The 22,252-nt window shown below is 70.0% G+C and carries 14 protein-coding genes; 6 read left to right on the forward strand and 8 right to left on the reverse strand.

Features of this window, described 5'->3' with window-relative positions:
- Window positions 1-26 precede the first annotated feature (26 nt).
- The 3 genes from ACPU2J_RS06430 to ACPU2J_RS06440 are packed head-to-tail and all read left to right on the forward strand — an operon-like array spanning window position 27 to window position 3,853.
- A complete protein-coding gene (locus tag ACPU2J_RS06430) occupies window positions 27-824 on the forward strand; it encodes a LytR/AlgR family response regulator transcription factor (RefSeq protein WP_420081391.1) in 798 nt (265 codons plus the stop codon).
- Between the two features lie 60 nt (window positions 825-884).
- Window positions 885-2,624, forward strand: coding sequence for a cation acetate symporter (locus ACPU2J_RS06435; protein ID WP_365493295.1), 1,740 nt, complete (start codon window positions 885-887; stop codon window positions 2,622-2,624).
- The gene (locus ACPU2J_RS06440) at window positions 2,621-3,853 is read left to right on the forward strand and encodes a sensor histidine kinase (protein ID WP_420081389.1); all 1,233 of its coding nucleotides are present in this window, start codon (window positions 2,621-2,623) and stop codon (window positions 3,851-3,853) included. Before ACPU2J_RS06435 ends, ACPU2J_RS06440 begins: the two co-directional genes overlap by 4 nt.
- 76 nt (window positions 3,854-3,929) lie before the next feature.
- Here the strand turns inward: ACPU2J_RS06440 and ACPU2J_RS06445 are convergent, their stop codons facing one another.
- The gene (locus tag ACPU2J_RS06445) at window positions 3,930-5,372 is read right to left on the reverse strand and encodes a GuaB1 family IMP dehydrogenase-related protein (RefSeq protein WP_361593764.1); all 1,443 of its coding nucleotides are present in this window, start codon (window positions 5,370-5,372) and stop codon (window positions 3,930-3,932) included.
- Window positions 5,373-5,602: 230 nt separating this feature from the next.
- Window positions 5,603-6,835: an IS701 family transposase gene (locus tag ACPU2J_RS06450; RefSeq protein WP_420081388.1), complete on the reverse strand. Its 1,233-nt coding sequence runs from the start codon at window positions 6,833-6,835 to the stop codon at window positions 5,603-5,605.
- A gap of 251 nt (window positions 6,836-7,086) precedes the next feature.
- On the opposite strand from ACPU2J_RS06450, the gene ACPU2J_RS06455 reads away from it, so the two are divergent.
- Window positions 7,087-7,587, forward strand: a complete 501-nt coding sequence (locus tag ACPU2J_RS06455; RefSeq protein ID WP_423832938.1) for a hypothetical protein — start codon at window positions 7,087-7,089, stop codon at window positions 7,585-7,587.
- A gap of 94 nt (window positions 7,588-7,681) precedes the next feature.
- Window positions 7,682-8,167, forward strand: a complete 486-nt coding sequence (locus ACPU2J_RS06460; RefSeq protein WP_420081386.1) for a group II truncated hemoglobin — start codon at window positions 7,682-7,684, stop codon at window positions 8,165-8,167.
- A 46-nt stretch (window positions 8,168-8,213) separates the two neighbouring features.
- Here ACPU2J_RS06460 and ACPU2J_RS06465 read toward each other — a convergent pair whose 3' ends face one another.
- The 6 genes from ACPU2J_RS06465 to ACPU2J_RS06490 all read right to left on the reverse strand — a co-directional run bounded on the left by ACPU2J_RS06465 (window position 8,214) and on the right by ACPU2J_RS06490 (window position 15,440).
- On the reverse strand, window positions 8,214-8,633 hold the full coding sequence (locus ACPU2J_RS06465) for a barstar family protein (RefSeq protein WP_365078654.1): 420 nt from the start codon (window positions 8,631-8,633) through the stop codon (window positions 8,214-8,216).
- Complete coding sequence (locus ACPU2J_RS06470) at window positions 8,630-9,106, reverse strand: ribonuclease domain-containing protein (RefSeq protein ID WP_420082489.1); 477 nt, start codon at window positions 9,104-9,106, stop codon at window positions 8,630-8,632. Before ACPU2J_RS06470 ends, ACPU2J_RS06465 begins: the two co-directional genes overlap by 4 nt.
- A 69-nt stretch (window positions 9,107-9,175) precedes the next feature.
- A complete protein-coding gene (locus tag ACPU2J_RS06475; RefSeq protein ID WP_361593752.1) occupies window positions 9,176-9,397 on the reverse strand; it encodes a hypothetical protein in 222 nt (73 codons plus the stop codon).
- Window positions 9,398-9,503: 106 nt separating this feature from the next.
- On the reverse strand, window positions 9,504-10,550 hold the full coding sequence (locus tag ACPU2J_RS06480; protein WP_361593750.1) for a sugar-binding transcriptional regulator: 1,047 nt from the start codon (window positions 10,548-10,550) through the stop codon (window positions 9,504-9,506).
- Between the two features lie 105 nt (window positions 10,551-10,655).
- Window positions 10,656-11,342: a ribulose-phosphate 3-epimerase gene (gene rpe / locus ACPU2J_RS06485; RefSeq protein ID WP_361593748.1), complete on the reverse strand. Its 687-nt coding sequence runs from the start codon at window positions 11,340-11,342 to the stop codon at window positions 10,656-10,658.
- Between the two features lie 147 nt (window positions 11,343-11,489).
- Window positions 11,490-15,440, reverse strand: coding sequence for an FG-GAP-like repeat-containing protein (locus tag ACPU2J_RS06490; protein WP_423832939.1), 3,951 nt, complete (start codon window positions 15,438-15,440; stop codon window positions 11,490-11,492).
- A gap of 573 nt (window positions 15,441-16,013) precedes the next feature.
- Here ACPU2J_RS06490 and ACPU2J_RS06495 point away from each other — a divergent pair.
- Complete coding sequence (locus tag ACPU2J_RS06495; RefSeq protein WP_423832940.1) at window positions 16,014-22,241, forward strand: RHS repeat-associated core domain-containing protein; 6,228 nt, start codon at window positions 16,014-16,016, stop codon at window positions 22,239-22,241.
- Window positions 22,242-22,252 lie beyond the last annotated feature (11 nt).

Below are 22,252 nucleotides of genomic sequence, written 5' to 3' on the forward strand. Positions count from 1 at the left end.
CCGACGGCACGACCTAGACTCGCGGCATGCTGCGCGTACTCGCTGTCGACGACGAGAAGCCGCTCCTGGAGGAACTCCTCTACCTGCTGCGCTCCGACCCCCGGGTGCGCAGCGCGGAGGGCGCCTCGGACTCGACCGCGGCACTGCGCCGGATCACCCGGGCCCTCGAATCGGGCCCGGACGGCCCCGAGGCCATCGACGTGGTCCTCCTCGACATCCAGATGGCCGGGCTGACCGGGCTGGACGTCGCCCGGCTGCTGGCGGGGTTCGCACGGCCGCCGCTGATCGTGTTCGTCACGGCGCACGAGGGGTTCGCCGTCCAGGCCTTCGACCTCGACGCCGTGGACTACGTCCTCAAGCCCGTCCGTCCGGAGCGGCTCGCCGAGGCCGTCCGCCGGGCCTGCGAGCAGCTGGGCCGCGCCGGGTCCCCGACGGCCTCCGGGCCCGCGCCGCGCCACCCCGCCCCGCCGTCGTCCGCCGACCGGCGCGCCCCGGAGCAGATCGCCGTCGAACTCGGCGGGGTCACCCGCTTCGTGGCGGTGTCCGACGTCGCCCACGTCGAGGCGCAGGGCGACTACGCCCGGCTGCACACCGACGAGGGCAGCCATCTGGTCCGGATCCCGCTGTCCACCCTGGAGGAGCGGTGGGCGGCGCACGGGTTCGTCCGCATCCACCGGCGCCATCTGGTGGCCCTCTCCCGGATCGACGAGCTGCGGCTGGAGTCGGGCACCACCACGGTCCGGGTCGGGTCGGCCGAACTCCAGGTCAGCCGACGGCACGCGCGCGAGCTCCGGGACCTGCTGATGCGCCACGCGACCCGCTGACGGACGCCCTGGGGCCTGCATAGACTCCGGTCACCGCTCCCCCAGCCGAAGGACCGCCCGGTGAACCAGACGTACGCGCTGACCGCGGTCGCCGTCGTCGTCCTGGTCACGATCCTGCTGGGAGCGCTGGGCCTGCGCATGTCGCGCACCACCTCGGACTTCTACGTGGCCTCGCGCACGGTGGGACCGCGGCTGAACGCGGCCGCCGTCAGCGGCGAGTACCTCTCCGCCGCCTCCTTCCTCGGGGTGGCCGGGCTGGTGCTGCTCCAGGGGCCCGAGATGCTCTGGTACCCGGTGGGCTACACCGCCGGGTACGTGGTCCTGCTGGCCCTCGTCGCGGCCCCGCTGCGCCGCTCGGGGGCCTACACGCTGCCGGACTTCGCCGAGGCACGGCTGGAGTCGCGCGCGGTGCGCCGGATCGCGGTGCTGTTCGTGGTCGGGGTCGGCTGGCTGTACCTGCTGCCGCAGTTGCAGGGTGCCGGGCTGACCCTGGAGATCCTCACGGGCGCCCCGGAGTGGGTGGGGGGCGTGGTGGTGGCCTGCGCGGTGAGCGTGGCGGTGGCCGCCGGGGGGATGCGCAGCATCACCTTCGTGCAGGCCTTCCAGTACTGGCTGAAGCTCACGGCGCTGCTGGTCCCGGCGTTCTTCCTGATCGGCGCGTGGGCCGGGGACGGGGCTCCGCGGGCGAGCTTCGACGCCCCCGCGGTCTTCCGGGAGCACACCTCGGTCACGCTCGCGCAGGACGTGCGGCTGACGGTGCGCGAGCCGCTGGCGCTGACGGTGACCGGGCAGGTGGACGGGCGCGCCCACGCGGCGGCGCCGCTGACCCTGGAGCCCGGCGAGCATTCCGTACGGGCCCGCACCCGGCTGGAGTTCACCCCAGGCACCCCGCTGCCGGAGGCCCGGGCGGATACGGGACGGGCCGGGTCCACCTGGTCGCGGCCACCGTCCGGGGAGCCGGAGCGGTACCGGCTGTACGCCACGTACGGGCTGATCCTGGCCACGTTCCTCGGCACGATGGGCCTGCCGCACGTGGCGGTGCGGTTCTACACCAGCCCCGACGGGCGGGCCGCCCGGCGCACCACGCTGGTCGTCCTCGCCCTGGTCGGGGGCTTCTACCTGCTGCCCACGGTGTACGGGGCGCTGGGCCGGATCTACGCGCCCGAGCTGGCCCTGACCGGGGACGCGGACGCGGCCGTGCTGGTGCTGCCCGGGCGGATGCTCGGCGGGCTGCTCGGGGAACTCCTCGGGGCGCTGCTGGCCGGTGGTGCCTTCGCGGCGTTCCTGTCGACGGCGTCGGGACTGACGATGGCGGTGGCCGGGGTGCTGCACCAGGACGTGCTGACCCGCCGCGGGAAGCGCGGGGTGCGCGGGTTCCGTCCGGCGGCGCTGCTGGCGATCCTGGTGCCGCTGGCCGTGAGCACCGCGGCGACGGCGGTGCCGGTCGCGGACGCGGTGGGCCTGGCCTTCGCGGTGTCGGCCTCGTCGTTCTGCCCGCTGCTGGTGCTGGGCATCTGGTGGCGCGGGCTGACCCCGCCGGGGGCGGTGGCCGGGCTGGTCACGGGGGGCGGGGCGGCGCTGGGGGCCGTCCTGGCGACCCGGGCGGGGCTGGCCCCGGCGGGCTGGGCCCACGCCCTGCTGGCGTGGCCGGCGGTGTGGTCGGTGCCGCTGGGGTTCGCGACGATGGCCGGGGTGTCTCTGGCGACCCGGTCCCGGATCCCGCCCGGGACGGCGGCGGTCCTGGCCCGGCTGCACCTGCCCGAGGCCGTGGCCGTGGGCCGGGCGGGGAGCCCGCGGTGACCGGGTCGGCGCAGTTCCTCGCGGCGGCGGGCGCGCTGCTGATGCTGGGTGTCGGCTGGGCGGCCGGACGGTGGCACGCCCGCCGCGGCGAACGGCTCACCGGGACGGACCTCGGGACGCCGGTGGAGCGGGCCACCTTCCACACCCTGCACACGGCCTCACTGGCCGCTCCCCCGCTGCGGGCCGGGCTGACGGAGGAGTCCGCCCGCAGGGCGGCCCGGCGGCTGCGGTCGCTGCTGGGCACGGAGGCGCTGTGCCTGACGGACCGGGAAGCGGTGCTGGCCTGGGACGGGCCGGGCGCGGACCATCACGGGCCGGCGGTGATGGCCCGGGTGGCGGTGCTGCTGGAGTCGGGCCGCAGCCAGAGCCTGCGCACCGGGTGCCGGCGGCCCGACTGCCCGTTGAAGTGGGCGGTGTTCACGCCGCTGACCGGGGAGGACGGGGTGCTGGGGGCCCTGGTGGCGTACGGGTCGCGGGAGTCGGCGGTGCTGGTGCGGGCGGCGACGGAGGTCGCCCGGTGGGTGTCGGTCCAGCTGGAGCTCTCGGAGCTGGACCGCTCGCGGACCCGGCTGATGGAGGCCGAGATCAGGGCGCTGCGGGCGCAGATCTCCCCGCACTTCATCTTCAACTCGCTGGCCGCGATCGCCTCGTTCGTGCGGACGGATCCGGAACGGGCCCGGGAACTGCTGCTGGAGTTCGCGGAGTTCACCCGCTACTCCTTCCGGCGGCACGGGGACTTCACGACCCTCGCCGACGAGCTGCGTTCCGTCCAGCAGTACCTGGCGCTGGCCGGGGCCCGGTTCGGCGACCGGCTGAAGGTGACGCTGCAGGTGGCCCCGGAGGTGCTGCCGGTGGCCCTGCCGTTCCTGTGTCTGCAGCCGCTGGTGGAGAACGCGGTCAAGCACGGGCTGGAGGACTCCACCGAGGAGTGCCGGATCACCATCACGGCGCGGGACGCGGGCCCGGACGCGGTGATCACCGTGGAGGACAACGGGGTCGGGATGGACCCGGCCCTGCTGCGCCGGATCCTGGCCGGGGAACGCGGCGGCTCCGCCTCCGGGATCGGGCTGCCGAACGTGGACGAGCGGATCCGGCAGGTGTACGGGGACGCGTACGGGCCGGTGATGGAGACGGGTGTCGGCGCGGGCATGAAGGTGACGGTGCGGATCCCCAAGTACCGCGCGGGCGTGCACAGTCCGCCGCCCCAGCAGCCTCCGCGGCGGCCCTGAACGGGCCCGTGGCCCCCGGCCCGTCCGCGCGGGACGGGCCGGGGGCCACGGGAAGCCGGGCGCGAGGCCCGGTCTGCTAGCTCCAGCTGGCGTGCAGCGGCTTGCCCTCGGCGTAGCCCGCGGCGGACTGGATGCCGACGACGGCCTTCTCCTCGAACTCGGCGAGGGAGCCGGCACCGGCGTAGGTGCAGGAGGAGCGGACGCCCGCGATGATCGAGTCGATCAGGTCCTCGACGCCCGGGCGGGCCGGGTCGAGGAACATGCGCGAGGTGGAGATGCCCTCCTCGAACAGGCCCTTGCGGGCGCGGTCGTAGGCCGACTCCTCGCTCGTGCGGTTCTGCACCGCGCGGGCGGAGGCCATGCCGAAGGACTCCTTGTAGAGGCGGCCCTCGGCGGACTGCTGGAGGTCGCCCGGGGACTCGTACGTACCGGCGAACCAGGAGCCGATCATGACGTTGGAGGCGCCGGCGGCCAGCGCCATCGCCACGTCGCGCGGGTGGCGGACGCCGCCGTCGGCCCAGACGTGCTTGCCGTACTTCTTGGCCTCGGCCGCGCACTCCAGCACCGCGGAGAACTGCGGGCGGCCCACGCCCGTCATCATGCGGGTGGTGCACATGGCGCCGGGGCCCACACCGACCTTGATGATGTCCGCGCCGGCGTCGATGAGGTCCTTGACGCCCTCGGCGGCGACGATGTTGCCGGCCACGATCGGGACCTGCGGGTCCAGCGCGCGGACGGCCTTGATCGCGTTGATCATCGACTCCTGGTGGCCGTGCGCCGTGTCGATGACGAGCGTGTCCACGCCCGCGTCGAGGAGCTGCTTGGCCTTGCCCACGAAGTCGCCGTTGATGCCGACGGCGGCCGCGATGCGCAGCTTGCCGTCGGCGTCGGTGGCGGGGGTGTAGAGGGTCGCGCGCAGGGCGCCCTTGCGGGTCAGGATGCCGACGAGCCGGCCGTCCCCGTCCACGGCCGGGGCCAGCTTGCGGTGGCCTGCGTCGAGCTTGTTGAAGGCCTCGCGGGGGTCGATGTCGGCGTCGATGAGCAGCAGCTCCTTCGACATGACCTCGGAGAGCTGGGTGAAGCGGTCGACGCCGGTCAGGTCGTGCTCGGTGACGACGCCGACCGGGCGGCCCTCGCCGTCGACGACGACCCCGGCGCCGTGGGCGCGCTTGGGCAGCAGCGAGAGGGCGTCCGCGACCGTCTGGGTGGGCGCCAGCGTGATCGGGGTGTCGAGCACGAGGTGGCGGGTCTTCACCCAGGAGATGACGTCGGTGACGACCTCGATGGGGATGTCCTGCGGGATGACGACGATGCCGCCGCGGCGGGCGACGGTCTCGGCCATCCGGCGGCCCGCGATGGCGGTCATGTTCGCCACGACCAGCGGAATGGTGGTGCCGGTCCCGTCGGGCGAGGAGAGGTCGACGGCCTGGCGGGAACCGACCGCGGAGCGGCTCGGCACCATGAACACATCGTCGTACGTCAGGTCGTACGGCGGCTTCAGGTCATTGAGGAAACGCACGTGCTGAACATCCCAGTCAATCGGAGGTGCCTCGACAGGGTGCAGCCGAGGAAACGCACGTACTTCATTCTCCCACGACCTGGCGCTCACGCCGCCCGGGCCGATCGTCCAAGGCCCCGCGGGGCGTGTGGTGCCTTCCTACGGGACCTTCGTCCCGCGGTGGGGTGCGGGCGGTTCCCGCAGGGGCAGGATGCACCGGTCCGGGCCCCGTGGGAAGGCCCGCGGCGCGGTCAGCGGACGTGGGCGCGGCGCGGGGCCGGCCGCGGGAGGCCCGTACGGCCCGGCAGGGGATGCGCCTGCCCCGAGGGGGCGCGGGTGCCCAGCAGGCGGGCGGCGTGGGCCACGCTGGCGAGGGTGGCGTGGTGGTGCCAGCCGCGGAAGGACCGCCCCTCGAAGTCGCGGATGCCGACGGCCTCGCAGGTCTCGGTGAAGTCCAGGGCCACCCGGTCGGCCAGCCGGGCGAGCAGGAAGACCTGCGCGGCCGGCCGGTCGCCGATGTTGGTGAGCCAGAACTCGGAGGGGAGCGGGTCGTCCTCCGCCCAGGCTCCGACGAGGAGCAGCGGGGTGGGCGGGGCCGCCGGGGGGCCGTCCTCGCCCGGGGCGGCGAGGACCGGGGCCGAGGCCAGCAGGGTCACGGCTTCCTCGGCGCTGCCGTGCCGGGCCCATTCGACGGCGCGCCGCTGCGGGCGCAGGGAGTCGGCGAGTTCACGGGCGGGCACGGTGTACGGGCCGGCCTTGGGGCGCCCCGCGGGGGCGAAGGAGACGGGCTGCGATCCGTCGACCTTGAAGACGAAGGGGATGCCCCGGAGGGCGAAGGAGTCGACGCTCTGCGGGAGGTCGCAGGCGGCGACCTCCATCACCACGGGCCGACGCTGGAGTTGCCAGGTGGCGGCCATGCGGCGGACGGCGTGCACGGCGTCCTGCGCGGGGGTGAGGGAGCGTGCGGTCTCGGGTATGCCCGCGCGGCGGCGCAGGAGTTCGCCGGTCCAGGGTCCGGGGAGGGTGAGGGTCCACTCCACGGGGAAGCTCGCTTCGCCGGAGGCGAGCCAGATGCCCCCGGCCTGCTGGCAGTTGGCGGTGCGGCCGAGCTGGGGCACGAACTGCCGGCCCACGCCGACCGAGCGGTCTCCGGCCTTCTCCACGACCATGGGCCGGTGCACCCAGGCCAGCGGGCGGCGGGCGGTGCGTTCGAGGTGCTGGGCGAGGGAGCGGCGCACCGGGTTCCAGTCCCACGGGGACTTGCTGATGAACTGCTGGAGGCTCTGTTCGACCGAACTCGCGCCGGTTCCGGCGATGTTGCGGATCGTCTTCTTCCCCGCGGTGCGCACGAGTCCGTTCAGGTAGACGCGGGCCCAGTTGCGCTGGTCCCGCCGGGATAAGGACTCGAAGAGCGGCGCGATCATTCCGTCGATCACCTTCGAGACTTCCCTGACGGAATCATCCGGCAGGACGACGCGAGCCATCTGGGCCTCCCCGCGGCCAACTAGATCCGATGCCTTCCGGCCGAGGAGGGCGGCACGCCCCTGCGACCGCCTTCCGAATCGCCGGCGGCGCGACCGGGCCGTTCCCTCCCCCGGCCCCCGCGCCCCTCGCACACGCTACCCAGATTTCCGCTCCCGGCCGCCCGATCCGCCGGTCCGGGGCGGGATCCGGCCATCGCGGCAGGGCGGAGCCCCCTTGTGATCAAGGGCACAACGGATGCAACGTTGATTACATGATTACAGCCGAACAGAGCGAGCAGCTCCGGGTGTGGTTCGCCGAGCGCCTGCCGGCGGGCGTCTTCGACTCCCTCGTCTCGGTCACCGCCGACCGCGAGGAGATCACCGTCGTCGGCACGGTCCCGGCGGCCGAGTCGGTCGACGCGTTCCGCGAACGCACCCGCGAACAGCGCGTCGAGGTGGCCCGTGAGGCGGAGTCGCTCTACCGCCGCAAGGTCGCCTGGGGAGTGCGGGTGGGCGAGGAGACCACGCTCTTCACCCACCTCGCCGTGCCGGTCATGACCCGGCTGCGCCAGTCCGAGCGGCAGGTCCTCGACACCCTGGTCGCCGGCGGGGTCGCCCGCAGCCGGGCCGACGCGCTGGCCTGGTGCGTCCGCCTCGTCGGGCGCAACACCGACGCCTGGCTGGCCGAGCTGCGCGAGTCCCTGGACCGGGTCCAGCGGGTCCGCGCCCAGGGACCCGACGTCGCCGGTGCGGAGCCGTCCGGGTCCCCCTGACTCCCCCGCACGACCGCACGACCTCACGTCCGCACGACCGCGGCCGAGGCGCACGGCCGACAGGACCGACCGACCCCAGGGAGAGGCACGCACCATGGACACCACACCCACCCTCTACGAGTGGATGGGCGGCGCCGAGGCGCTCGACCGCCTCACCGAGGCCTTCTACGCCCACGTCCGGCGCGACGAGGTCCTCGCGCCGGTCTTCGCCGGGATGGACGCGGAGCACCCGCGGCACGTCGCGGTGTGGCTGGCCGAGGTCTTCGGCGGCCCCGCGGACTACACCGCCCACCACGGCGGGCACCGGCACATGGCCACCCGGCACCTGGGCCGCGGGATCACCGAGCGGCAGCGCCGCCGCTGGGCGGACCTGCTCATGGACACGGCCGACGAGGTCGGCCTGCCCTCGGACCCGGAGTTCCGCGGGGTCTTCGCCCACTACGTCGAGTGGGGCACGCGCATGGCCCTGATCTACTCGGGGCCCCATCCGCCGCCGGTCGACGCCGCCGAGGTCCCCGTCTGGTCCTGGGGCCGGACGCCGCCCTGGATCCCGGAACCGGAACCGGACCCGCAGCCGTAGCCAGACCCCCTCCGCCCGGGGCCGGAGCGGGCCCCGTCCCGCGCGGTCAGTCCCGCCGGCGGCCCGGGCGAGCGGTGCGGGAGGGCGCCCCGGGCACGGTCCCGTCCAGCACCACCCGCAGCTCCGGGCCGGGCCCGGCCTCCGGTTCCCGCCAGAACCCGGCGGCCTCCTCCAGCACCTCCAGGAAGGTCTCCCACTCCCGTGGCCGGGCCGCCGCGAACCCGCCCCACCCGGTCACGGCCACCAGCCGCCCCGTCGCGTCCGGCAGCCAGGACAGGTCCCGCAGCGCGTCCGCGAGCGCGTCCCAGTTCCCGCCGACCCACTCGGGCAGCCGCAGGGCCTCCCCGCAGCGCCGCATCAGCCCGGCCTTGCCGCGTACGCCGTCCAGGTCCAGCCGTACGGTGTCCCAGCCCGCGGCCTCGGCGGCCGCCAGCGCCGGGGCGATCGGCTCCGGTTCCAGGGTCATCGCAGGACCGCCTTGAAGCTGTCGTAGTGGTCGTCCGTGTAGTAGAACTCCCCGCCCTCGCCCGTGACGATCCGCCGCGCCCCGCGGTCCCGCTCACCCGGCGTGCGCACGGTGAACTCGTGGTAGTAGCCGCGTTTCTGCCGCGGCAGGAGCTTCTCGAAGTTCCCGAAGACGGTGCCGTCCTGGTGGTGCGGGTACGGGCCGCCCTTGTCGATCAGCACCAGGACCTCCTGCGCCTGCCGGGGCAGCGCGTCGGCCCGTACGACCGGCATCCCGCGCGCCCAGTCCGGAGTCGGACCGGCGACCGCGGAAGGGGAGGCGCTCAGGCCCGCACTGCCGCTCGCCGCGGCCGGGCCGGGCGAGCCCGCACCGCAGGCCGCCGCGCCGGCCAGCGCGACACAGAGGAGCAGCGCCCCCAGGACGCGCAGCAGGCGCGGCGGACGCGGTACGCGTGCCGGATGCGGCCGGCGCATCGACGATCGGGACATGCTCCGGAAGATCATGGCCCGATCGTGCCAAATATCCGATTCGCCGGCGAATCGTCAGAGGGCGGCCATCTTGTCGTAGGGGCTCAGGATGCGCTTCTGGACCGACCCGAAGTCGACGAGTACGGCGATTCCCTCCTCGATCCCGACGACACGGCCGAGGCCGTACTCGTCGTGGGTGACCCGGTCTCCGACGCCGAACTCCAGAACGGGCAGTTCCACGGCGGGCTTGAACGGGCTGGACGGCAAATGGCGGCGAGGTGCTGCGGGCTTAGTCATCGGAACCAGTATGCGCCCGGCGGCGCCCCGCGCGGCCGCCCTTCGCGGAACGGTCCACCCGCCCGGCTGCCGGCGCACCGCCGGACGGGGCGGGCCGACCGCCCCGTCAGTCGTCCGGGTCGGCCCGGTCCAGCGCCGGGCGCAGGCCCGGGGCGGACTCGGTGAGGAGGTAGTCGGCGACGGCCGTGTCCGTGACCAGGCTGGTCACCAGGCCCGACCGCAGCACCGCGCCGATCGCCGCGGCCTTGCGCAGCCCGCCCGCGATGGCGACGACCTCGGGGATGCGCCGCAGCCGGTCCGCCTCGACGGTGATGCACCGCTCTCCGAGGTCGCGGCCGACCCGCCGGCCCTCGGCGTCGAAGAGATGTGCTGACATCTCCGCGGCCACGCCCAGCGAGGCGTAGTGCGCCCGCTCCTCGTCGGTCAGCATGTCGTGGACGGTCGAGATGCCCGGCTCCCACGAACCGATCGACACCGCCGCCACCGTCACCTTGTCGAAGTACTCGAAGGCGCGCGCGATGCCGGTCTGACTCCGCAGGGCGGCCGCCGTCGCCGGGTCGGGCAGCAGCATCGGAGCGTAGATCGGGTGGGCGTCGCCGCCCGAGACCTGGGCCGCCCTGCGGACGGCCTCCACCGAACCGCGCTCCGCGGTCCCGGCGTCGTAGACACCCGTCAGCTGCACCACGGTGCACTGGGGCAGCCGGTGCAGGGAGGCGGCCATGTGGATGGTCGAGCGCCCCCACGCCAGGCCCAGCACGTCGCCCTCGCTGACCAGCTCGCCGAGCAGGTCGGCGGCGACCGCGCCCAGGTTCTCCGGGTCGGGCGCGTCCTCGGTGGCGTCGGCCGGCGACTCCACGACGACGGCGTGCCGGAGGCCGTAGCGGGCGCGCAGGGCGTCCGAGCGCTCCGCGTCCAGCTCGGCGGGCACCCGGATCTCGATGCGCACGAGGTCGCGTTCGAGGGCGGTCTCCAGGACCCGTGCCACCTTGAAGCGGCTCACGCCGAACTCCTCGGCGATCTGGATCTTGGATTTGCCCTCCAGGTAGAAGCGGCGGGCCATGGCCGCCGCCTGCACCAGCTCCGCGGGTCCCATCCGCAGGGCTGACCGTCCCGCCGACATTGCAGACACCGCGTTCTCCTCACTGCTGTTCACACTCTCGTGTTCACACTCTCGACTCGCCGTTCATCCTGTCAGATCCGACGGCCGTTGATCAGCCTGGACAGCTCCCGTTCACCGAGCTGTTCATCAACCCTTGGCTCAGTGGTCGCAAGCCCACGGCGCCGCCGCGATCGCCGCACCCGCCTGCTCACGGAGCGTACGGACGGCGGCGGCCGGGTCGACCGCGCCGTAGACCGCGCTGCCCGCCACGAACACGTCCGCGCCGGCCTCCGCGCAGCGCTCGATGGTCGACGCCGACACCCCGCCGTCGACCTGCAGCCACAGCTCCAGCCCGTGCTTGGCGATCAGCTCCCGGGTGCGGCGGATCTTGGGGAGCATGATGTCGAGAAAGGGCTGGCCGCCGAAGCCGGGCTCGACGGTCATGATCAGGAGCATGTCGAGCTCGGGGAGGATGTCCTCGTACTGCTCGATCGGCGTCGCGGGCTTGAGCGCCATCGACGCCCGCGCCCCCTTGGCCCGGATCTCCCGCGCGAGACGCACCGGGGCGGCCGCGGCCTCGGCGTGGAAGGTGACCGAGCCCGCGCCCGCCTCCACGTACTGGGGAGCCCAGCGGTCCGGGTCCTCGATCATCAGGTGCAGGTCGAGCGGGATGTCGGTGGCCCGGCTCAGGGACTCCACGACGGGGACGCCGAGGGTGAGGTTCGGGACGAAGTGGTTGTCCATGACGTCGACGTGCAGCCAGTCGGCGCCCTCGACGGCCTTCGCCTCCTCGGCGAGACGGGCGAAGTCGGCGGACAGGATGCTGGGGGAGATCTGAGCGGCCATGCCCCAAGCCTGCCATGCCTGCGGCCGCTTCCGGCCACTACCCCGCAAGTCAGGCGGCGGCGCGGGGGGTGAAGGGAGTGAGGACGCGGAAGGGGCGGCTCCACGCACGGATCGCGCGCAGAGCCGCCCCTCACCGGACGGTCGGACTCAGAGGATGATGTTGAAGCTCTGCCAGCCGACGCCGACGAGGATCCGCTCGTTCAAGAAGTCGAACAAGTCTCCCTTGCTGGTCACGCCGACCTGCTCCGGTGCGCCGTCGCTGTTGAGGTCGGCGGCATAGGGGGTCCACTCGCCCTGCCACCAGCCGTTGCCGGTGAGGTAGCGGCTGCCGAAGCTGACAGCGCCGTCCTTGGTCGTGTTGGGGAACACGTAGAGGTCGCCCCCATTGGTGCGGCCGAGGATGTCGATCCTGTGGTCACCGTTGAAGTCGGCGAACCGAAGAGTGGTCCATCCGTCGGGCCAGAAACCATTGCCCACGAAGGCGCGGGCTCCGAGCGTGCCGGTACCTGTCCCTCCGGTGTGCGGATACACCCACAGGTCGGCGGCCGCGTCGCGGGCGATGACGTCGGTCCGACCGTCCCCGTTGATGTCGCCGAATCCCAGCGCGTGGTAGCTCCAGCCGACGCCGATGAGAACGGGGGGGCCGAAGGAGTAGATTCCGGTCCCACCGTTGCCGGGGTAGAGCCAGAGGTCGCCGTCCTTGGTGCGTCCCACGGCGTCCGTGTAGCCGTCGTTGTTGAGGTCCGCGGTGTAGACGTGGGTCCAGTGCGCCGGCCACCAGCCGACTCCGACGAGATAGCGATTTCCGAGCGTGCTCGTTCCTGTACCGCCGGTGCCCGGGTACACCCACATGTCGCCCTGCGGGTCGACGGCGAGGACATCGGTGTAGCCGTCGCCGTTGTAGTCCGGGCGGCTCTGCGAGCCGCTGGTCCACAGTCCTTGCCCGGAGGCGCTGTACAGGACGAGGACACCGCGTGGGTTGAGTACGGCGTAGGAATACGGCGTGTTGGTGTTGCTGCTCCAGAGCTTGCTGGTGCCGTCGGCCTTGTAGACGACCAGGTTGCCGTCGGTCTGCATGCGGGCGATGGCACCCGCGTGTCCCTGCGTGTTGGTGGCCCAGATCGGCTTGCCGGTCTTGGTCTGCAGCACGAGATTGCCGTCCGTCTGCATCACCAGCTTGGCGTTGCCGCTGTTGAACTCCTGCCCGGAGGCCAGCGTGGTGCCCGCGGTGATCCGGGCTCCGCCGATCCCGTCGATGGGGAAGGGGGCGCCGAAGGAGACATTGTCGGCAGCGGGGGTCTTGCCCGGCCAGCCCGTCACGGTGTTGTCGGTCTTGCGGGCCCACAAGTCGGGCAACGCGTCCCCTGTGATGTCGCCTGCGGTGCCGACACTCGGGTAGGTCGCAGCGGGATAGCCGGTTCCGATCTTGACACGCGCAGCGGTGTTGCCCCAGGTGGTCGGGTCGAGCTGACCGTTGGGAGCCTTGCTGCCGTAAGAGCGCAGCAGGTCACCGCTCACGTCGTCACGCATCCACAGATCGGCGATCCCGTCACCGTTGAGGTCGCCGGGGGCGATGACGGTGTACTTGTCCCAGTCGCCGTCGCCGACGAGGACCGGGGTGCGCATGTCGAGCCTGCGAGCGGTTCGGTTGCCGAAGTAGGCCCAGAGGAACTTGCCCTGCTTGACCAGGAGGTCCGGATGGGTGTCACCGTTGATGTCGCCGACGGATACGACTTGTTCGGCGTTGTACCAGTGGTCGTTGCCGGTCCATGCGCTGTCGCCGACGCAACCCGCCTCCTCGTCCGGAACACGGCAGCGGACGGTCAGCTCGGTGCTTCGGCCGGTGACGGTTCCGTTTCCGTTGTTGGGGTATGTCCAGAGCTTCTTCCTCTTGTCTATCTCGTCGTACTTGAGTACGACGAGATCGTTGTAACCGTCCTGCCCCCAGTCGCCGCTCGCCTCGATGTACGCGCCGAGGAAGTTCTGCCCACCGTTGACGGCCGCCGAGAACTTGGCGTTGCCCTGGCCCGCGTAGCTCAGCAGGGAGCCCTGCTTGTCGAGCGTCCAGATATCGCGCTGACCATCACCATTGAGATCGTTGGGCGCGTCACGTTCTGCTGAACGGCCCGCGTAGTAGAGGTAGGTGGCCGTGTCGGAGCGGTTTCCCGCCTTGTCCACCGTGTACGCGTAGACGTAGTGGGGTCCTGCCCCCGGCGGCGTGATCGTCACGCTCCCGCCAGGTGCTGCGGCGCGTGCACCGGGATCGAAGTCGGTGTAGTAGACGATCTCCTTGGCATCGGTGACGCCATTGGCCCCGAGGGCGAAGGTGCCCGGGTTCCGCGCCTTGCCGGTGCTGGAGGGCCAGCCGTTCTTGCCGTCGGGGAACTGGGCCGAGGTGATCAGTGGCGGCTTGCTCGGACGGTCCCGGTCGATCGAGAACTTACATGCGGCCGACCAGGCGGAATAGGCGTTGTCCTGGTCCTTGGCTCGGACGCGCCACGTGTAGTCGCCGTCGGGAAGGTTCGCGTCGGGCACGGCCCAGGTCGCGACACGGCCCTTGTTCGCGGGGATGGACTGCTGCACGGCCGGAGCGCTCTGGCCGGCGCCGTAGATCTCGAAGTCGGCCTGGAGGTTGCCACCGTCGGCATCGTCAATGGTGGCGTGCAGGCTCACACGGGCGTTGCCGATGGCACCGCCCGCCGTGCATGAGCTGGACGGATTGGTACCGAGCTCGGCAGGGGTACTGGGCGGATTGTTGTACTCCGTCTCGACCGTGAGGGTCTTCGGGTCGAAGCGCTTCCAGCCGTAGGTGTCGGACTCGTTGGCGGCGTAGAGGCCCACGGTGACGCTGGACCAGCCGCTCGAGGCAGCCTGTCGGGCCAGGCCGGTCGTGTCGAACTCCAAGTTCCCGGCCGCACAGTCCTTGCTCCATCCCTTGGAGTCGTTGACCGTGTAGAGGGGCGACGAGCCGATTTTGCCCGGCTGGTTGTTCCAGGTGGTCTTGGGAGAGATCGCGTTGACGTGCCACAACTGCACGGGACGGTCCTGGCATGACCAGGACCAGGTGTTACGGACCCGCAGCGTCGACTTGTTGACCTGGGTTCCCTTGAGGTTCGAGGTGTCGAACTGGAAGAAGGATCGTGACAGACCGTTGGTCTGGGCCTCGTACCCGACTCGGACGTCGTCCTTGCTGTTCCAGTACGACGTGTTCGGGTACTTCTTGTAGACCCGGGTCCAGTTCTGCCGCTCGCCCCAGGCCCATGACGGATCGATGAAGACCGGGTACTTCGTCTGTGTGCCGGTCAGGAGGGTCTGGTCCGGCTTGATTTCAAGGGTGCCGTTCGAGACCGTCGTCGACATGTGCGCGTCGTTGGCGCCGACTTGCGGGATGAACGCGTCCCCGGGGGCGGAAGCCTCGCCGAGGGCAGCCGTCGTCGATGTACCGGACGCCAGGCCCTTCGCCCCCGGCGAGGGTTGCGCCCCGGCCGGGGCGGCCGTGGTGGTGGAGTCCCACATGAGCGGAGACGGGCTGGTGAAGACCGTCTGGCCCGCAGGGTTGACCGCGGTGATGGCGCCGGTAGCGGCATCCGTCCTGACACTGAGCCCGACGGTGTCGACCTTGAACTTCAGACTGGCGAGCTCGGGATTCTTGGCGGCTTCGGCCGTCTTGACCACCAGCAGCTGCGAGAAGCCCTCGATCTCGGCCTTCACCTGCAGGTCCACGCTCGGCAGGACGTTCGCGTACGTCGCCACGTTGCCGGCGAGCGTGGGCTTCGGCAGTGCCTTCGGCCACGACAACGACAGGGTCCGTCCGTCCATCACACCCGTCAGCAACGGCCCGGTACCACCGCCGGAGAACGAGACCGAGACCGTCGCGGCTTTGGAGACGACCTTTCCGTCGGACGCGAACATCAAAGACGGGTCCGTGGCCACCCACGCCCCGGCGCGCAGCACTCGAACGGGCGTACCGTGCCGCCGCACGGTCCATTTGCCGTCAGGTGTCGCCCAGGTGTCCGAGGTTTCCGTGCGCGCCGAAACCAGTTCCTGAAGTTGCCCCGTCTCCTTCGCCTTGGCGAGCGCGAAGTCCTCGGCGCTCACCGAACCCTCAGCCACCGGATCGGTGGCGGCCGCCGCTTCCGATACGGGAGCCACCCCACTAAGACCGGTAGCCATTATTCCACTTATGAGGGTGAGCGCGGCAATTCTCGCTGCACCCCGCCCGCCCCGAAAACCGGAACGGACCTTTCCAATTCTCACACACACTCCATCTGTCCTATGTATCGCCTCACTGTAGCGACCACGCGGATCCTCCACAGCTTCTGAGCTGCGGTTTTGTGCCCATCCCGGATCTGATGCCCCATTTGCTGCGGAGTTTCCCACACCCCGCCACCCCGACCGATCGGAGCACACGAAGCGCTTCCAGCCCTTCAGAACTCCACCCTTGCGCAGGGTCGCAAGCGGAGATATTCATTCCTTTTTCTCGCGACGTCATGGCCGGATTGTGCACATGATGCACAATCACACGCTTTGACCAACGACCGGGCCCAACCGGCCACGGTCGGCTGATATCCGGCATTTGAATAACACCTGTTACTGTGCGCCGGATCATCAGTGCGAACTACGCAGAGGTAAAGTGTGAGTAGATTTCATATGCGGAGATTTTCAGCCATCGTGGCTGCCTCCGTATTGGTGGGTGTGCTGCCCGGCACAGCCACAGCCGCGGGCTCCGATCGGGGGCCGGCCCTTCCGGAACTGAAGCAGCCCACAGCTGTTCCGGTCTCCAAGGCGGCCGTCGGAGGATCCAAGCGCCCGGACGCCGCTGCCACGCCCAAGGGCAAGAAGGCCAAAACGGCCTGGCCGAAGGCCGGCACGGCGGACGTCCACCTCGGCAACGGGAGCGGGCAGGCCGGTAAGCTGCCCGTCAAGATCACCCAAGCCCCGAAGCTGAGCCGGGCCACGGCGGGCTCCGTACCTGCGACCGTCGCAGCACCGGACGGGACGATCAAGGTCTCTGTCGCCGACCGCGACGTCACCCGACGCGCAGGTATCGACGGCGTGCTGCTTTCACTTCACCGCACCGAAGGCTCGGGCGGCACCGGCTCCGCCCGCGTCGAGGTCGGGTACGACTCGTACCGCGATGCGTACGGCGGAGATTGGGCAGCTCGCCTGCGTCTGGTGGAGCTGCCGGCCTGTGTGCTGACCGAACCGGAGCTCCCGGAGTGCCGAACGCAGAAGCCGCTGGCCACGAAGAACGATACGAAGACCGCCACCCTGGCGGCCGCCACAACCCTCGCCGCGGCCCCACAGGTTCTGGCCGCTGTTGCCGATGACGCCGGCCCCACCGGCAACTACAAGGCGACGTCGCTGCAAGCGTCCGGAAGCTGGTCCGCGGGTGCTTCGACCGGCGGCTTCTCCTGGACCTACCCGATCGCCGTCCCCGGTGTACCGGGCGGCGCCGCTCCGCAGATCGCCCTCGCTTACGACTCCCAGTCGGTGGACGGCCGCACCGCTGCCTCCAATGCCCAGGCGTCCTGGATCGGTGACGGCTGGAACTGGGAACCGGGATTCGTCGAGCGCAAGTACAAGGGCTGCGAGGACGACAAGGCCGGTGGGACCAACACCACCAAGGTCGGCGACCTGTGCTGGTTCAACGACAACGCCACCCTGTCCCTGAACGGCAAGACCACGGAGCTGGTTTTCGAGGCCGGCAAGGGCTGGCACCCGCAGGGCGACGGCGCGGAGAAGGTCGAGAAGCTCTCCGGCGCCGTCAATGGTGACGACAACGGAGAGCACTGGAAGGTCACCGGCACGGACGGTACTCAGTACTTCTTCGGCCTGAACCGCCTTCCCGGCTGGAAGGACAACGGAGTCGCGGCCGACGATCCCGTGACCAACTCCGCCTGGACCGTTCCGGTGTTCGGCAATCATCAGGGTGAGCCCTGTTACAACGCGACCTTCGCCAATGCCTCGTGCAAGCAGGCGTGGCGCTGGCAGCTCGACTACGCGGTCGACGCACGGGGCAACGCGATGGTCTACCACTGGAAGACCGAGACGAACAACTACACGCGCAACGTCTCCGAGACGACCGGCAAGGGTACGGTCACCCAGTACATCCGTGGAGGCTGGCTCGACCGCATCGACTACGGTCTGCGGTCCGACGCCCTGTTCACCGGCAAGCCCATGGGGCAGGTCCTCTTCGGCGTCGACGAACGCTGCCTCGCCAACTGCGGCACCTTCGACGAGGCCAACGCGAAGAACTGGCCGGACGCACCCTTCGACCAGTTCTGCAAGGACGGCTCGACGGAGTGCAAGGACAAGCACTCCCCGACCTTCTGGTCCCGGATGCGGCTCAAGTCCATCAACACGAGGGTGCTCACCGCCGGAGCGTACAAGGAGGCCGACACCTGGACCCTGGACCAGAGCTTCCCGCCGTCCGGCGACGGCGTCTCCACCCCTATGTGGCTGAAGTCCGTTCAGCACACCGGCAAGGCAGGCGGCACCAAAGCACTGCCCCCGGTCAGCTTCGCCGGCGAACAGAAGGCCAACCGGGTCGACAAGACCGGCGACGGCCTCGCCCCCTTCATCCGGCTGCGCCTGTCCCAGATCACCACCGAGACGGGCGGCACCATCGGCATAACCTATTCGCCGCAGGACTGCTCGCCGACAACCCTGCCGAAGCCGGACGCCACGAACACCACGCGGTGCTATCCGGTCAAATGGGCCTACGAGGGCTCGACCGCTCAGCTCGACTGGTTCAACAAGTACGTGGTGACGCAGGTGGTCGAGGGCGACAACCTCGCAGCGACACCCGACAAGGTCACTTCCTACAGCTACCTGGACGGAGCGGCCTGGGCCAAGAGCGAGGACGAGTTCACCAAGCCCGAGGACAGAGTGCACTCCGTGGCCCGCGGCTACGGACGGGTCCAGACCCGCACGGGCGCTGGGAACGACGCTCGCACCCTCACGGAGAATCGATACTTCCGCGGCTTGGACGGCACCGACGTCAAGGACTCCACCGGAACGTCCGTCACCGACCGCCCCGAGTTCGCCGGCGCACTTCGCGAAAGCGTGACCTTCGACGGCGACGACACCACCAAGCCGGTCACGGCGACTTCCTCCACCCCCTGGCGCTCGACAGCCATCGCCACACGGAACCGCCCCGGCCTTCCGGCGCTCGTTTCCTACAGGACGGGCACGGAGAAGGAGAGCACGAGAACCACCGTCACGGGCGGCATCCGGACCACGGAGGTTGCCCGTACCTTCGACGCGTACGGAATGGTGTCCGCCGAGTCCGCCACCGGCGACAAGGACAAGACCGGCGACGAGCAGTGCACGACGACCAGCTACGCGCGCAACACCACGACCCACATCCTCACCACGGTCAGCCGTGTCGAGATCGTGGCCGTTCCGTGCGGCGCCCCGGTCTCCCGCCCGGCGGACGTCATCGATGACGTCCGCAACTACTACGACAACGGAGCTTTGGACACGGTCTCCGGAGCAGGGCTGCTCACCCGCACCGAGAGGATCAACGGCAAGGGCGACGGCTACGAGACCCAGTCCTCGACCCCGAGTATCTGTGGACCGGGCAAGGACCAGCCCTGTTTCGACATCTACGGCAGGGCGCTGGCTGTCGCCGACCCGTTCGGCAGGGCGACCGCCACGGTCTTCACTCCCGCTACGGGCGAGGTGCCGACCTCGTCGAAGGTGACCAACCCGCTCGGTCACGTCACCACCACGGTCCTCGATCCCGTACGTAACCTGCCGACCCAGGTCACGGACGCCAACAACAAGGTCACGACCACCGGCTACGACGCACTGGGCCGGGTGACGAAGGTCTGGCTCCCCACGCGCCGCGCAGCCACGTACCCGGATTCGCCGAACTACGTGTTCGACTACCTGGTCCGCAATGACGGTCCGGTCGTCACCACGACCAAGATCCTCACGCATGACTCGAAGTACAGGGAGGCGTATGCGTTCCAGGACGGCCTTCTGCGTGACATCCAGAGGCAGGAACCCTCGCCCGACGGAGCGGGCCGGCTCATCACCGAGGCGCTCTACGACACCCGGGGCTTCGCCTGGCGGAATTCCGGCCGGTACTACGCGACCGGCGCTGCGGCCCCCGTCCTCGTGACCGGCCAGGAGCTGCAGTACCCGGCGTCCAGCGACACCGTGTTCGACGGCACCGGGCGGGTCACTGCTGTCGTGTCGAAGCGGTTCGGCGTCGAAACCGGCCGGACCACCACCTCGTACACGGGCGACACCACCACGGTCGTGCCGCCCAAGGGGGGCACGGCCACCACCAAGGTCGTCGACGCCAACGGCCGTGCCACGGCCCTTCTCTCGTACACCGCAGCGGACCGAACCACCTCGGCAGCCACTCAGTACAGCTACGACAAACTCGGCCGCCTGTCTGAGGTTCGCGACGCAGCCGGGGCCAAGTGGACCTACGGCTACGACGCCCGCGGCCGTGCCGTGCAGGTCAACGACCCCGACAAGGGCACCTCCCACTACGCCTTCGACGCCGCCAATCGAACCACGGACGTCACCGACGGCCGCAACATCACCCTTCACACCGACTTCGACGCCCTGGGCCGTCAGACCGCGGTCAGGAAGGGCACGACCACTCTCGCGGAGTGGGTCTACGACACGGTGGCCAAGGGGCAGCCGAGCAAGTCCGTACGCTGGGTGAACGGCAAGGCGTACGAGTTCGCCACCACCGGCTACAACTCGCTGTACCTGCCCGTCGTCCAGCAGGTGACCATCCCGGACAGCGAGGGCGCACTGGCCGGAACGTACCAGTGGATCAACGCGTACAACGCGAACACCGGACAGGTCATGTCCGTGCAGCACCCGGCCGCAGGTGGTCTGCCGCAGGAGGACGTCAGCAACACCTACCTGGAGACATCCGGTCTCCTCGACACCGTCACCGCGGGGGCCGACCCCCTTGTTTCCGCCAACACCTACGACCGCTACGGCAGGAACGTCCGGCAAGAGCTCGGTGCATTCGCCCAGCACGTCTGGGTGAGCAACGAATTCGACGAGCACACCGGCCGGCTCACGCGCAGGTACACCGACCGCGAGGCGGCTCCCCAGCGCATCGACGACTCCACGTACTCCTACGACTCCTTCGGGAACGTCACCGGCATCGCCACGTCTTTCGGGCAGGACTCCGGCAAGACGACCGACACCCAGTGCTTCACTCTGGATCAACTGCGCCGGATCACCGAAGCGTGGAGCAACACCGGAACGGCCTGCGCGGCAAGCCCGTCGGCCGCGGCGGTCGGCGGGCAGGACGCGTACTGGACGAGCTACACCTACGACGCAGTGGGCAACCGCAAGAGCGAAACGGAACACAAGACCCCCGCAGGGCCCGCCGCCGACACCGTACGCACCTATGCGGCTCCCACCGCGGGCAAGCACGACCTGCCCAAGGTCACCCAGACCGGAGCCACGCCCGGTGAGGACCTCTTCACCTACGACGCGGTCGGCAACACCAAGACGCGCAAGATCGGTTCGGCCGCTCAGCAAACCCTGAACTGGGACGACGAGGGCCATCTGGCATCCACGTCGCAGGACGCCAAGACCACTTCCTACCTCTACGACGCGCAGGGGGAGAGGCTGCTGCGCAAGGATTCCGGAGGAACCACCCTCTACCTGCCCGGCGGCAATGAACTCAAGCTGAACAAGTCAGGTACCACGGTCACCGGCACCCGCTACTACTCGGTCGCAGGCCAGACGATCGCCGTACGCACCGGCGACAAGCTGACCTTCGTCCTCGGTGACCACCATGGCACCGGCACGACACAGGTCTCTGCCGATGCCGCTCAGGCTGTCGTACGGCGCAAGACGGGAATCTTCGGCAAGGAGCGTGGTGGTCAGGCGGCCGGCTGGGTCGGTGACAAGGGGTTCGTCGGTGGCACCAAGGAACCCGACACGGGCCTCATCCACCTCGGAGCACGTGAGTACGATCAGGCAACCGGCCGCTTCCTCTCGGTCGACCCGATCATGGACCTGGCCGACCCGCAACAAACCCACGGCTACAGCTACGCCAACAACAATCCCGCTTCCCTCTCGGACCCGAGCGGCCTCAAGCCGATCGAATGCATCGAGGGTTACTCCTGCAAGTTCAACGGCAAGGGCTGGGAGGTAGGGGAGCCCAAGGGTCACAACAACGCTCCGGCCCCGAAGTCCAAGACCTACGCGAGTCAGGACGCGCAAGAGCGGCTCCGGAGCACGGACAGGAGCCGTGCGAAGAAGCAGCGTGAGAAGCGCTTCTCCCAGATCTTCGACGACAAGAAGTTCTCCATCGGCGAGTACATCGACGAGATCGACGACGCCAACAAGCTGGCGTGTCGGATGACCCCGGGTCCGGAGAAGGTCGGCTGCAACTACAACCGATACGCGAACCTGTACGGGGTCAAACTTTTCGGCCTCGAATACAAGGGGCTTGCCGGTATGGTGAGGGACGCTCTCTCGCGTATCGACGAATCCGCCATATCGTTGAAGAAGGACTCGGAGTTCGGTTTCACGGAGAGTGAGTTTGAGACAGCTTTCATTTTGGCCATGGAGGGACGCAACGTCGTAGCGCGTAGCGACGACACCGGCGCCCCTGGCTCCTTGGGGGACAGGAAGAGCTTCGATGCGTGGGTGGACGGCGTTCGAACAGAGTTCAAGACCCAGCCGTCCACCAAGCCCAAGACCATCGTCAGGGAAATTTTCGATTCGGCCGATCAAGGGGCTGATGCGGCGATCATCACCCTCCCGAACGGAAACGAGAAGCTCGTGAATACGGTCCTCGCCGATATTTCGAAGCGGGAATTCACCACGAAGACGACTCTCGGCCTGCAATCGGTGCGCATCATCGGCCCCGGTTTTGATGTGACCAAGCATTTCTCTTAATCAAGGCGATG

This window comes from Streptomyces manipurensis (assembly GCF_049570255.1).
Classification (GTDB): Bacteria; Actinomycetota; Actinomycetes; order Streptomycetales; family Streptomycetaceae; genus Streptomyces; species Streptomyces manipurensis.